Annotated in this window: 10 protein-coding genes; 2 read left to right on the plus strand and 8 right to left on the minus strand. The window is 72.6% G+C overall.

All coding sequences use genetic code 11. From position 1 onward, the window contains the following. Positions 1–64: 64 nt before the first annotated feature. From ilvN to ACIQR3_RS30960, 4 genes are all read right to left on the minus strand, one after another. Positions 65–589, minus strand: coding sequence for an acetolactate synthase small subunit (gene ilvN, locus ACIQR3_RS30945; RefSeq protein ID WP_215166642.1), 525 nt, complete (start codon positions 587–589; stop codon positions 65–67). Between the two features lie 20 nt (positions 590–609). Continuing rightward, complete coding sequence (locus ACIQR3_RS30950) at positions 610–2,454, minus strand: acetolactate synthase large subunit (RefSeq protein WP_403543936.1); 1,845 nt, start codon at positions 2,452–2,454, stop codon at positions 610–612. A 242-nt stretch (positions 2,455–2,696) separates the two neighbouring features. Beyond that, positions 2,697–5,807: an EAL domain-containing protein gene (locus ACIQR3_RS30955; protein WP_403543937.1), complete on the minus strand. Its 3,111-nt coding sequence runs from the start codon at positions 5,805–5,807 to the stop codon at positions 2,697–2,699. Between the two features lie 531 nt (positions 5,808–6,338). Beyond that, complete coding sequence (locus ACIQR3_RS30960) at positions 6,339–7,301, minus strand: 2-hydroxyacid dehydrogenase (protein WP_403543938.1); 963 nt, start codon at positions 7,299–7,301, stop codon at positions 6,339–6,341. A gap of 76 nt (positions 7,302–7,377) precedes the next feature. Here ACIQR3_RS30960 and ACIQR3_RS30965 point away from each other — a divergent pair, with 76 nt between their 5' ends. Then, a complete protein-coding gene (locus tag ACIQR3_RS30965) occupies positions 7,378–8,376 on the plus strand; it encodes an aldo/keto reductase (RefSeq protein WP_403543939.1) in 999 nt (332 codons plus the stop codon). Between the two features lie 96 nt (positions 8,377–8,472). Continuing rightward, on the plus strand, positions 8,473–9,648 hold the full coding sequence (locus ACIQR3_RS30970; RefSeq protein WP_403543940.1) for a PQQ-dependent sugar dehydrogenase: 1,176 nt from the start codon (positions 8,473–8,475) through the stop codon (positions 9,646–9,648). Positions 9,649–9,658: 10 nt separating this feature from the next. Here ACIQR3_RS30970 and ACIQR3_RS30975 read toward each other — a convergent pair whose 3' ends face one another. From ACIQR3_RS30975 to ACIQR3_RS30990, 4 genes are all read right to left on the minus strand, one after another. Next, complete coding sequence (locus tag ACIQR3_RS30975; RefSeq protein ID WP_403543941.1) at positions 9,659–9,856, minus strand: DUF6191 domain-containing protein; 198 nt, start codon at positions 9,854–9,856, stop codon at positions 9,659–9,661. A 139-nt stretch (positions 9,857–9,995) separates the two neighbouring features. After that, complete coding sequence (locus ACIQR3_RS30980) at positions 9,996–10,568, minus strand: hypothetical protein (RefSeq protein WP_403543942.1); 573 nt, start codon at positions 10,566–10,568, stop codon at positions 9,996–9,998. A gap of 35 nt (positions 10,569–10,603) precedes the next feature. After that, positions 10,604–11,179, minus strand: a complete 576-nt coding sequence (locus tag ACIQR3_RS30985) for a GNAT family N-acetyltransferase (protein WP_403543943.1) — start codon at positions 11,177–11,179, stop codon at positions 10,604–10,606. After that, the gene (locus ACIQR3_RS30990) at positions 11,157–13,397 is read right to left on the minus strand and encodes an MMPL family transporter (RefSeq protein ID WP_403543944.1); all 2,241 of its coding nucleotides are present in this window, start codon (positions 13,395–13,397) and stop codon (positions 11,157–11,159) included. Before ACIQR3_RS30990 ends, ACIQR3_RS30985 begins: the two co-directional genes overlap by 23 nt. Positions 13,398–13,577: the final 180 nt, after the last annotated feature.

The following is a 13,577-nucleotide window of genomic DNA, read 5'->3' on the forward strand; positions in this document are numbered from 1 at the left end:
TGCCGGTGGGGGGAAGGGAAGGCGGGGGGTCTCGGAATACGGGCGGTGCCCGCACCCCTCGGCGTCAGGCCGACCGGTCGAGGGCGCGCAGCGAGCGGTCCGTGATCGAACGGGCGCCGCGGCCGATGGCGATCGTGCCGGACTGCACCAGCTCCTTGATGCCGTACGGTTCCAGCATCCTGAGCATGGCGGACAGCTTCTCGCCGCTGCCGGTCGCCTCGATGGTGACGGCGTCCGGGGAGACGTCGACGGTCTTGGCGCGGAACAGCTGGACGATCTCGACGATCTGGGAGCGCGTCTCGTTGTCGGCGCGCACCTTCACCAGGACGAGTTCGCGCTGGACGGCCTGCGACGGCTCCAGTTCGACGATCTTCAGCACGTTGACCAGCTTGTTGAGCTGCTTGGTGACCTGTTCGAGTGGCAGGTCCTCCACTCCCACGACGATGGTGATGCGGGAGATGTCGGGGTGTTCGGTGACGCCGACGGCGAGCGAGTCGATGTTGAAGCCGCGGCGGGAGAACAGGGCGGCGATCCGGGCGAGGATGCCGGGGGTGTTCTCCACCAGGACGGAGAGCGTGTGCTTGGACATGGTCTCTTGGTCTCTCTCGCTCAGTCGTCTTCGTTGTCGCCGAAGTCGGGGCGGACGTCCCGGGCGGCCATGATGGTGTCGTTGGAGGTGCCGGCGGCGACCATCGGCCAGACCATCGCGTCCTCGTGGACGATGAAGTCGACGACGACCGGGCGGTCGTTGATCGAGTTCGCCTCCTCGATGGCCTTGTCGAGGTCGGCGGGGTCCTCGCAGCGGATGGCGTAGCAGCCCATGGCCTCCGCCAGCTTGACGAAGTCGGGGACGCGGGTGCCGCGGGCCGCCGGGTTGACGTCGTCCGGGCCGGAGTGCAGCACCGTGTTGGAGTAACGCTGGTTGTAGAACAGCGTCTGCCACTGGCGGACCATGCCGAGGGCGCCGTTGTTGATGATGGCGACCTTGATCGGGATGTTGTTCAGGGCGCAGGTGGTCAGTTCCTGGTTGGTCATCTGGAAGCAGCCGTCGCCGTCGATCGCCCAGACGGTCCGGTCGGGCAGGCCTGCCTTGGCGCCCATGGCGGCCGGGACGGAGTACCCCATGGTCCCGGCGCCGCCGGAGTTCAGCCAGGTGGCTGGCTTGTCGTACTGGATGAAGTGGGCGGCCCACATCTGGTGCTGGCCGACGCCCGCGGTGAAGACCGTGCCCTCGGGGGCGAGCTGTCCGATGCGCTCGATGACCGCCTGCGGGGAGAGCGAGCCGTCCTCGGGCCGGTCGTAGCCGAGGGGGTAGGTCTCGCGCCAGCGGTTGAGGTCCTTCCACCAGGCGGCGTAGTCGCCGCGCTGGCCCTCGCTGTGTTCCTTCTGCACGGCCTGGACCAGGTCGGCGATGACCTCGCGGGCGTCGCCGACGATCGGCACGTCGGCCTCGCGGTTCTTGCCGATCTCGGCCGGGTCGATGTCGGCGTGCACGATCTTGGCGTGCGGGGCGAAGCTGTCCAGCTTGCCGGTGACGCGGTCGTCGAAGCGGGCACCGAGGGCGACGATCAGGTCGGCCTTCTGGAGCCCGGTGACGGCGGCGACGGAGCCGTGCATGCCCGGCATCCCCAGGTGCTGGGGGTGGGTGTCGGGGAAGGCGCCCAAGGCCATCAGGGTGGTGGTGACGGGGGCGCCGGTCAGCTCGGCGAGGACCTTCAGCTCGGCGGTGGCGCCGGCCTTGAGGACGCCGCCGCCGACGTAGAGCACGGGCCGCTTGGCGGCGGTGATCAGCTTGGCGGCCTCGCGGATCTGCTTGGCGTGCGGCTTGGTGACCGGGCGGTAGCCCGGCAGGTCCATCACGGGCGGCCAGGAGAACGTGGTCTTCGCCTGGAGGGCGTCCTTGGCGATGTCGACCAGGACCGGGCCGGGGCGGCCGGTGGAGGCGACGTGGAAGGCCTCGGCGATGACCCGCGGGATGTCGTCGGCGTCGGTGACCAGCCAGTTGTGCTTGGTGATCGGCATGGTGATGCCGACGATGTCCGCCTCCTGGAAGGCGTCCGTGCCGATCGAGTCGGAGACGACCTGGCCGGTGATGGCGACCAGCGGCACCGAGTCCATGTGCGCGTCGGCGATCGGCGTGACGAGGTTGGTGGCGCCGGGTCCTGAGGTCGCCATGCAGACGCCGACCTTGCCGGTGGCCAGCGCGTAGCCCTCGGCCGCGTGGCCCGCGCCCTGCTCGTGGCGGACCAGGACGTGGCGGACGCGGGTGGAGTCCATCAGCGGGTCGTACGCCGGGAGGATGCAGCCACCGGGAATGCCGAATACCGTGTCGGCGCCGACCTCCTCGAGAGAGCGGATGAGGGACTGCGCGCCCGTGACGTGCTCGGGCGCGGACTGTCCTCCGGATCGGGGCCGGGGCTGCGGGTGAGGGGCCCCGGTGGCCTGCTCGGTCATCGGCATTCTCTTCTCGATGCTGAGGGTTTCGCTGGGTGTTTTGGTGAAGTTTGTACGGTGTGCGGCAGGTGCCTGTGCAACAAAAAACCCCTCGTGCCAAAAGGCAAGCGAGGGGAGCGCGCCGGTGAGGGTCGCTGGGAGTCCGGGTCGTCCGGACGTCACCAGCTTCAGCCGACGCGCTGACCAAGTACGAGAATTCGGGTGCGCATGGGACTGACCCTCCCCCCGGCACGCACCCACTGTCAAGTGGGTGGGACGGGGGTCTCATTATGTGAGCGCAGTGCCGTGCCGCCGCCGAGGACGACCGGCACGGCTCCGGAAACCTGGCTGGTGAGGCCGGTGGCGATACCGCCGGTGACGGTCCCGACGGCAGTGCCGACCGCCCCGCCCGCGAAGGCCGGCTCGGCCGGTCCGTGCGGCACCGGATAGCGGCCGGTGGCGAGGGCCCGGCGCAGCCGGTGCTCGTCGAGCGGCCCGGAGAACGCCATGCCCTGTCCGTGGGTGCAGCCCATCGCGCGCAGGGCGACGACCTGCTCGGGCAGGTCCACCCCGTCGGCCACGGTCTTCAGCCCGAGGTCGGTGGCGATGCGCAGCAGCCCCTTGGTGATCTTGTGCAGCCGGGCGGACTCGACGATCCCCTCGACCATGGTCCGGTCGATCTTCAGGATGTCCACGGGGAGCCTGCGCAGGGCGGTGACGGTCGCGTGGCCGCTGCCGAAGCCGTCCAGCGCGATGCGTACGCCCGCCCGCCCGAGGGCGTTGAGCCGGCGCTCCAGCTCGTCCAGGGGGACCCGGGGGTCGAGGTCGGACAGCTCGATCACCAGGGAGCCCGGCGGCAGCCCGTACCGGGTCAGCAGGGCCTCCACCGAGCCGACCGGCATCGAGCGGTCCAGCAGGCGGCGCGCCGCGATCCGGACGGTCACGGGCACGCCGACGCCGGCCGCCACCCGTTCGGCGGCCTGTTCCACGGCCTCCTGGAGCATCCACCGGTCCAGCTCGGCGGTCTTGTCACCGGCCTCGGCCACCCTGAGGAACTCGGCGGTGGTGAACAGGACGCCCTGCGAGGACCGCCAGCGTGCCTGGGCGCGGACCGAGGAGATCCGGCCGTCCGTCAGGGACACCACCGGCTGGTGCAGCAGCGCGAACTCGCCGTCGTGCAGCGCCGCCCGCAGCCGGCCGGCCAGCTCGGCCTTGCGTACGACGTCCTGCTGCATCTGCGGCTGGTACAGCTCGACGCGCCCCTTGCCGCCCGCCTTGGCGCGGTACATCGCCAGGTCGGCGTTGCGCAGCAGCTCGCCCGCGCCGAGGCCGGGCTCGGCGAAGGCGACGCCGATGGAGGCGTTGACGCGGACATCGTTGCCGTCGATGAGGTAGGGCTGGGAGAGGGTCAGCCTGAGGCGGTCGGCGAGCTCCAGGATGTGTCCCTCGCGGGCGGCCCGGTCCCGGGTGCCGTCCCCGATGATCAGGGCCGCGAACTCGTCGCCGCCCAGCCGGGAGGCGGTGTCGCCCTGGCGGACCGCCTCGTGGAGTCTGCGGGCGGCCTGGACGAGCAGCTCGTCCCCGGCCTGGTGCCCGATGGTGTCGTTGACGGCCTTGAAGCCGTCGAGGTCGATGAAGAGGACCGCGGTGCCGCGCAGGTGGGCGCCCCGGTCGGAGGCGCGGCGGCCGGACAGGGCCTGCTGGACGCGCTTGGTGAACAGGGCGCGGTTGGGCAGGTCGGTGAGCGGGTCGTGCTCGGCGTTGTGCTGGAGCTGCGCCTGGAGGCGGACGCGCTCGGTGACGTCACGGCTGTTGAAGATCAGTCCGCCGTGGTGCCGGTTGACGGTGGATTCGACGTTGAGCCAGCCTCCCCCGCCCTCGGCTCCGCCCGAGCGGAAGCGGCACTCGATGCGGGTGGTGGGTTCCTCGACCGGGTCGGCGGCGAGGAAGCGGCGCACCTCGTGCACCACACAGCCCAGGTCCTCCGGGTGGATGAGATCGGCCAGTTCGCCGCCGACGAGTTCCTCCGCGGGACGTCCGTAGACCCCGGCCGCGGCCGGGGAGACGTAGCGCAGGATGCCATTGGGCGCGGCGATCATGATGACGTCGCTGGAGCCCTGCACCAGGGAGCGGAAGTGGTTCTCCTTCTGGGCCAGTTCCTGGGTGAGGGTGATGTTGTCGAGCAGCATGATGCCCTGGCGCACCACGAGGGCGAGGACGACCGTGCCGCCGGTGAGCAGGACGACGCGGTCGACGCTGTGGCCGTTGAGCACGTTGTAGAGGATGCTCAGGGTGCAGACGGCGGCGGCGAGGTAGGGGGTGAGGGCGGCCAGCGACCCGGCGATGGGCCGGGCGGCCGGGTAGCGGCCGTGCTCGCCGCCCGGGACGGGGACCGGCGGCCGGTGGGCGGTGACGCGCTGGCCGGGCACGTGCTCGTGCACCACGCGCGTGCGCCCGACGGGTTCGCCCGCGCGGTCCGAGCGGGCGGAGCGGTCGAATCGGTCGGAGCTGTCGGCGGTCCGTTGCTGTCCGTGCCGCGGGGCGGCCCAGGGGGCGTACGCCAGCAGCAGCGAGCCCGCGAACCAGCCCGCGTCGAGCAGCTGGCCCGAGCGGTAGTCGTTGTGCAGCAGCGGTGAGGTGAACAGGGCGTCGCACATCACCGTCAGGGCGAGCGCGCCGATCGCGGTGTTGACCGCGGACCGGTACACCGGAGAGCGCCGGAAGTGCAGCGCGAGCACGATGCTGACCAGGGCGATGTCGAGCAGCGGGTACGCCAGCGACAGCGCGGTGTGCGCCACGCTGGAGCCGTCCGCCTCGGCGGCCTGGGCGAGCGCCAGGCTCCAGGCCAGGGTCAGCAGCGAGCCGCCGATCAGCCAGGCGTCGAGGCCCAGGCAGACCCAGCCGGCCTTGGTCACCGGCCGTTTGGCGAACACCAGCAGGCCCACGATGGCGGGCGGCGCGAAGCACAGGAAGAACAGGTCCGCATAGCTGGGATCGGGCACGGGCCGCCGCAGGACGACCTCGTACCAACCCCAGACCACGTTGCCCGCGCAGGCCATCGCCGAGGAGAGGGCGAACAGCAGCCAGGCCGGCCGGAAGCGGACGTGGCGGGCGCGGGCGTAGAGGAAGCAGGAGACCGCCGCGGCGGCGGCCGCGGCGGCCAGGCCGAAGTCGCCCATGAACAGGGCGAGCCGGTGGGAGCCCCAGTTGAGCGCGGAGCCGATGGCGTAGGCCGCACAGACCGCCGCGAGGAGCAGTTGGCCGGCCAGCCCGGGCCCGCCGTCGCCGGCCGACGGCCGGGCGGGCCGCAGGGCCGGCACGGAGTGCGCCCGGGACGCTCCGTCCAGGGTCGGGGCGGAAGGGGGTGGCAACATCACCGGGGCCTCCCGATCCGCGCCGCGCCCGGGCCCGTCGGGTCCCGGTGCGCCGGGCCGGCCTGGCCGCCGCGCCCACGCTGATGGTCACCGTGGTCGTGGTGATGACTGTGGTCGTGATGACTGTGCTCGTGATGACTGTGCTCGTGGTGATGACCGTGCCGACCGCCGTGGTGGCCGTGGCGACCGCGTTCGCGGGCCGCCGTACACCAGGGCCGTCGGCGGCGGCTCCGCCGCGTCGGATCGTTGGTCCATAGGCCGTGCATCGCCCGTCGCCCCCCTCGCAGTCTCCATGTCCGTCCCCGGCGCCGAACGGTGCGCGGCGCAACCCCTGTCGGGACGATACACCAGTCTCGTCACTCAGGGACATAGGTTCTCTACGCTCCGTGACGACCAGCGGATATGCGGGTACCCCCTGCTCCCGGAAGAACGCGGAGGGTGCCCGAAGCGGATTGCGCCGTTGTCACCACGCGCGCGCCGTGCGTGCCCGCACGGCGCGAAAAACGCGCCGGGAGCACTCGGTGCCGCGCGTCACGCGCCGGGATCTCCCGTCGTCAGGATCACGTTGCGCAGCGGCTCCTGGTTCACGAAACGGGTCAACTGATCGGTCAGCAGCCGCTTCGCGCGCGGCAGGAAGGCGGAGGTGGGCCCGCCGACGTGCGGGCTGATCAGCACGCCCGGCGCCTGCCACAGCGGGTGCCCGGGCGGCAGCGGCTCGGGGTCGGTGACGTCGAGGGCGGCGGTGAGGCGGCCGGTGGCCAGCTCGGCGAGGAGCGCCCCGGTGTCGACCACGGGCCCGCGGGCCACGTTGACCAGCAGGGCGCCGTCCTTCATCCGGGCCAGGAACCCGGAGTCCACCAGGTGCCGGGTGTCCTCGGTGAGCGGCGTGGAGAGGATGACGACGTCCGCCTCCGGGAGCAGGGCGGGCAGTTCGGCGAGTGGGTGCACCGGGCCGCGCGCCGTGGTGCGTGCGGAGCGCGCGACGCGCGCCACCCGCGCCACCTCGAAGGGCACGAGCCGGTCCTCTATCGCCGCGCCGATCGCGCCGTAGCCGACGACGAGCACGTTCTTGTCGGCCAGCGCGGGCCGGAAACCGCCGCGCCACTCGCCCTTGTCCTGGGCCCGGACGAAGTCGGGGACGCCGCGCAGCGCGGCGAGGGTCAGGGTGAGGGCCAGTTCGGCGGTGCTGGCCTCGTGCACGCCGCGGGCGTTGCAGAGCCGGACGCCGGGCCTGATCACCGACAGCCGCCCCATGACGTCGTCGACGCCGGCGGTCAGCGTCTGGACGACCTGGACGCGGCTCAGGTGCTCCAGCGGCCGGACCCGTACCGGATGCGGCTTCATGTACGGCACGACGTAGAACGCGCAGTGCGCGGGGTCGCCGGGGAAGTCCCGCTCGCCGTCGTCACCCCCGTCCCAGAACAGGTACCGGGGTCCCTCGGGGAGCCCGTCGATCTCGTCCGGCGGGATGGGCAGCCACACGTCAGCAGTCATGCCAGGAGGCTATGTCAGGGGCCTTGACCGGCAGAGGTTAGGTTGGGGTGGCCACAAGAGGGAGGGTCACGACCACGTGGAGCGCAGGACGATCGGCGCGGCGGCACTCGCGGTGGGGGCCGTCGGTCTCGGGTGCATGCCGATGAGCTGGGCGTACAGCACCTCCCGGCAGCGCGGCGACGAGTCGATCAGGGCGGTGCACCGGGCGCTGGACCTGGGCTCCTGTCTGCTGGACACCGCCGACATGTACGGCCCGTTCACCAACGAGCTGCTGCTGGGGCGGGTGTTGAAGGAGCGGCGGTCCGACGCCTTCGTGTCGACCAAGGTCGGTCTGCTCGTCGGCGACCAGCACATCGTGGCCAACGGCCGCCCCGGGTACGTGAGGCGGGCCTGTGACGCGTCCCTGCGCCGCCTCCAGACCGACGTGATCGACCTCTACCAGCTGCACCGGGCCGACCCCGAGGTCCCGGTGGAGGAGACCTGGGGCGCGATGGCGGAACTGGTCCGGGCCGGGAAGGTACGGGCGCTGGGGCTGTGCGCGGTGGGTGCCCGGTCGGCACGGCGGCCCGGGGCACGGCTGCACGACGGAACGATCCGGCAACTGGAGCGGGTGCAGCAGGTGTTCCCGGTGAGCGCGGTGGAGGCCGAGCTGTCGGTGTGGTCGCCGGAGGCGCTGGAGGCGCTGCTGCCGTGGTGCGCGGCGCGCGGGGTCGGGTTCCTGGCGGCGATGCCGCTGGGCAACGGCTTCCTGACCGGCACGCTGACGCCGGGCGAGGGCTTCGAACCCGACGATCTGCGGGCCCGGCACCCCCGCTTCACCGCGGAGATGATGGCCGCCAACCAGCCGATCGTGGCCGGCCTGCGCCGCGTCGCCGCCCGGCACGGCGAGGGGGTGACGCCCGCGCAGGTGGCGTTGGCCTGGGTGCTGGCGCAGGGCGGGCAGGTGATCCCGGTGCCGGGCACCAAACAGGAGCGCTGGGTGACCGAGAACGCCGCCGCGGCCGGGCTGCGGCTGTCCCCCGGGGACCTGGCGGAGGTGGGCGCCCTGCCGGGGGCGCTGGGCTCCTGGGAGTGAGGGACCGGGGCGTACGGAAGGGTCCGCGCGGGAACCTGTGGGGCACGGGCGGGGTTCGTCACTGTGAGGACCCACCGCGTCGAAGGGACCGTGATCGTGCGACGTCGAGCCGTACCGGCCGCGCTGACCACCGCCGTGCTGCTGCTGGCGGCCGGCTGCTCCTCCGGCGACGGGGACGGTGAGGGCGCGGCCGGCTGGAACGAGCGGGCCACTCCCGGCCGTACGGCGTCGTCCGCGCCGCCCTCGTCGGCCGCGACCGCCGGGCAGGCGCCGCCCGCGAAGGGCTCGGTCGAGGTGACCCGTACGGTCGCCACGGGTCTGGACAGCCCCTGGGGCCTGGCCCCGCTGCCCGACGGCGACCTGCTCGTCTCCTCCCGGGACGAGGGCACGATCACGCGGGTCGACACCGAGACCGGTGAGAAGACGGAACTGGGCGGGGTGCCCGGGGTGTCACCGGCCGGGGAGGGCGGCCTGCTCGGCATCGCGCTCTCCCCCGACTACGCCGCCGACCGCACGGTCTACGCCTACTACACGTCCGCCTCGGACAACCGGATCGTGCGGATGCTGTACGACGCCGGCAAGCCGGCCGGCGAGCAGCTCGGCGCCCCGGACACGGTGTTCAGGGGCATCCCCAAGGGTTTCGTCCACAACGGCGGCCGGATCGCCTTCGGGCCGGACAAGCTGCTGTACGTGGGCACGGGCGAGAGCGGCGACACCGGTCTGTCCCAGGACGAGGAGTCCCTCGGCGGGAAGATCCTGCGCCTGACCCCCGAGGGCGAGCCGGCGCCGGGCAACCCCTCCTCCGGCTCCCCCGTGTACTCCTACGGCCACCGCAACGTCCAGGGACTGGCCTGGGACGCGGGGCGGCGCCTGTTCGCCGCGGAGTTCGGCCAGGACACCTGGGACGAGCTGAACGCGATCACGCCGGGCGGCAACTACGGCTGGCCCGAGGCCGAGGGCGAGTCGGACGACGACGCGTTCCGTGACCCGGTGGCGCAGTGGAGCACCGACGAGGCGTCCCCGAGCGGCATCGCGTACGCCGGGGGGTCGGTGTGGATGGCGGGGCTGCGGGGCGAGCGGCTGTGGCGCGTGCCCCTGGACGGCACCGAGGAGGCGGCCGAACCGCAGTCCTTCCTCCGGGGCGAGTACGGCCGGCTGCGCACGGTCGTGGCGGCGGGCGACGGCAAGCTGTGGCTGGTGACCAGCAACACGGACGGGCGGGGCGATCCGGAGCGGGAGGACGACCGGATCCTGGAGCTGGAGGTGCGGTAGACGGCGCCGGTCACTCGTCCGCGGATGCGGCCTCCGGCCGCTTCGGGGGCTTCGGGGGCCGTACGACGACCTTCCCGGAGGTGAGGTCTATCGGACCGTGCCCGGGGTCGCCGTCGCCGACGTCCTCCCGGGTCAGCTCCAGCCTGTTCTGCTCGTCCCGGGTGTGCTTGCGGCCGGGTGCGAACAGTTCCTCGAAAGCGTTGAACACGTGACCTCCTCGGCCGGTGTTCCCCAGCGTACGTCCCGCCCCCGCCGTACGGGAGCGGCCCCGGACGCACGCGGAGCCCCGGGACGTCCGGCGCTCCGTGTGCGCCCGGGGCCCCGGGGCCCCTACGGTCCGTACGGCGTCAGCTCACGGACGGCACGGCCAGCAGGATGCCGGTGTACGTGAGCACGGCCAGGAGCAGGCCGATCACGCCCAGGACGACGCCCGCCCAGGAGACCGACTTGATCCACGGGGCCTGCGGCCGGCCGGGCGCGCCGAACGCGGGCCGGACCAGCACCACGACGCCGACGAGCAGCGCGAACAGCGCGAACAGGCCGCTCCACAGAGCGGTGGCGTGCCAGGCGTCGCCGTAGCCCCGCTCCAGCAGGGTCTGCACGCTCGACGAGGAAGAGGCGGACGATTCGAGCTGGGCGAGGAGGTTCTTCTTGGCGCTGGCGATGGTGCCCGTCCAGCTCCCCGTCAGGGACACGACGCCGAGCGCCGCGGAGACGACCGCCCCCGCGCCCTGCCCGACACCGGGGGTCTTCTCGGCGGCCGGCTCGGTCTCCTCAGCCGCCTCGGCCGCTTCGGCCGCTTCGGTCTCCCCCTCCGTGACCTGCGACTCCTCCTGGGCCTCCGGGGCGTCGGTGACGTCCGTCCTGTCCTCGTCCGCCTTCGTCGCGGCGCCGGTCTCGTCCACTGTCTTCGTTCCCATGTCTCGCACCGTACGGACGCTCTCTGAGAGGTCCCTTAATGATCGTTGTGAGAGGTACGCGCGCGTGCCGCACGCCACTGAGGCGCGAGCACGGCCCATATCTCCATGTCCTGGCGCACCCCACGGTACGGGTTGCTCTCCCGGAGCACGCCCTCGCGGGTCAGGCCGAGCCGCCGGGCCGCGTTGACGCTGGGGAGGTTGGCGGAGGAGGCGTGCCATTCCACGCGGTGCATCCCGCGCTCGTCGAAGGCCCAGTCGATCAGGACGCGGGCGCCGCGGGTGACGAGGCCCTTGCCGGTGCCGGCCGGTTCCAGCCAGCAGCCGATCTCACAGACGCCGGTCGCGGCGTCGAAAATTCGGAACATCAGTCCGCCGACGAGCTTGCCGTCCAGCCACAGCCCGTGCAGGAAGCCGCTGTCGGCGGCGCGCTTCTCGGCGTACACGGTGAGCAGAGCCCGCGCGGAGGCGGTGTCGGTGGCCTGTGTCCCGAACGGGATGTGCCGGGTGATGAACTCCCGGCCCCGGTCGAGGTGGGCGAGGAACTCCTCGGCGTGCCAGGGCTCCAGCGGACGCAGTTCGGCTCCGTCGTCACCCAGCGATATCGCGTACATCCCGGTCCCGCTCCTTCGGCGTTTCCTGTTCCATGGCGCTCACTACGTCGGTGAGCCTCTCATGGGCGGCACGGCACTCGGGCGGTTCGATGCTGATCCGGGGCAGCCGGGCCGCCAGCCACGCCGGCAGCCACCAGTTGGCGCGGCCCAGCAGGTGCATCAGGGCGGGCACCAGCAGGGTGCGCAGGACGAAGGCGTCCAGGGCGACGGCGGCGGCGAGCGCGATGCCGAACATGGCGATGACGCGGTCGCCGGTGAGGACGAAGGCGAGGAAGACGGAGATCATGATGACTGCCGCGGAGTTGATCACCCGGCTGGTCTCGGCGAGTCCCACCCGCACCGCCCGCCGGTTGTCACCGGTCTCCAGCCACTCCTCGTACATCCGGCTGACCAGGAAGACCTGGTAGTCCATGGAGAGTCCGAAGAGGACCGAGACCATGATGACGGGGAGGAAGGGCTCGATCGGGCCCGCGCTCCCCAGGCCCAGCGCCTCGCTGCCCCAGCCCCACTGGAAGACGGCGACGACGACGCCGAAGGACCCGGCGACGGCGGCGATGTTCATCGCGGCGGCCTTCAGCGGGATGCCGACGGAGCGGAAGGCCAGCAGGAGCAGCAGACAGCCCAGGCCCACGACGACGCCGACGAAGACGGGGAGTTTGCCGACGATGACGTCGGCGAAGTCGTCGTACCCGGCCGTCACCCCGCCGACGTGGACGTCGAGGGCGGTGCCCCGCTCGGCGCGCGGCAGCACCTCGGTGCGCAGCCGGTCCACGAGGGCGCTGGTGCGCGGCGACTGCGGGGCCGAGTCGGGGACGACGGTGAGGTACGCGGTGTCGCCGCCGGAGTCGAAGGTCACCGGGGTCACCGAGGCGACGCCGTCGGTGGCCCGCAGGGTGGCGTCGAGGTTGTCCAGGGCGAGCCGGTCCTCGGCGCCGCCGACCTCGGTGACCAGGGTGAGGGGGCCGTTGACGCCGGGGCCGAACCCTTCGGCGAGCAGGTCGTAGGCGGCGCGGGTGGTGGTGCCCTTCGGGTCGTTGCCCTGGTCGGAGGTGCCCAGGCGCAGGCCCAGGGTGGGCAGGGCGAGGACGGTGACGACGAGGAGGGCGGCGGCGCCGAGGGCCTTGGGGTGGCGTTCGACGAAGGCCGACCAGCGGGCCGCGAACCCGGTGGGCAGCTCGGGCTCGGGACCGTGCTCGGCCAGCCGGCGGCGCTCGCGGCGGCTGAGGGCGCGGGGGCCGAGGAAGCAGAGCAGGGCGGGCAGCAGGGTGACGGAGGCGGCGACGGTGAGGACCACGGTCAGCGCGGCGGCGACGGCGACCCCGTTGAGGAAGCCCAGCCGCAGGACCAGCATGCCGAGCAGGGCTATGCAGACGGTGGCGCCGGCGAAGACGACCGCGCGGCCGGTGGTCCGTACGGCGTTCACGGCCGCCTCCGCCGGGCTCAGGCCGCGTTTGAGGCCGCGCCGGTGCCGGGTGACGAGGAACAGCGCGTAGTCGATGCCGACGCCGAGCCCGATCAGCAGGCCCAGCATCGGCGCGAAGTCGGCGACGGTCATCACGTGGCCGAGGAGGGTGATGCCGGCGTAGGCGGTGCCGACGGAGACCAGCGCGGTGGCGATGGGCAGCAGCGCGGCGGCGAGGGAGCCGAAGGCGAGGAACAGGACGAGGGCGGCGACGGCCACGCCGACGGCCTCGGCGAGGTGTCCGCCGGGCGCCTCGGTCACCGCGACGGCGCTGCCGCCCAGTTCGACCTGGAGCCCGTCGGTCGCGGCGGCCCGGGCGGTGTCGGCGACGGCCCGGGTGTCGGCCTCGGCGATGTCCTCGGCCCGCTCCTCGAAGGCGACGGTGGCGTAGGCCGTGTGGCCGTCCTCGCTGATCCTGCCCGTGCCCTGGTCGTCGTAGGGACCGGTGACGGCGGCCACGCCGGGCAGGGCGGCGATGTCGTCCAGCGTGCCGGTCATGGTCTGTTCGACGGCGGCGGACCGGACGGTGCCGGACTCGGTGTGCCAGACCACGGTGACGCTGTCGCCGCCGGCTCCGGGGAACCCGGCGGCGAGGAGTCCGGCGGCGCGGCTCGACTCGGTGCCGGGCACGTCGTAGTCGTTGGAGTACGAGGGGCCGGTGACGACCGCGGCGGCGGCGACGCCGGCGAAGGCGAGCAGCCACAGCAGGACGGCGGCGAGGCGGCGTCGGACACACCAGCGTGCTAGTGCTGCCACGGACCTGCTCCCGGAATGTCTGATGGTGGATCTTTGATTCAGGAACAGCCGTCCATCGACCGAACTGCCCGCAAAGAACGCATGAGTGAGGCGATGACACTCTTACAGGGAGAAATGATCCTTGGCGCGGTTCGTGGGGTTAGTCACAGAACTGGGGGCGCGTCGTGTCCGACGCGCCCC

This window comes from Streptomyces sp. NPDC090994, from assembly GCF_044768905.1.
Taxonomy (GTDB): Bacteria; Actinomycetota; Actinomycetes; order Streptomycetales; family Streptomycetaceae; genus Streptomyces.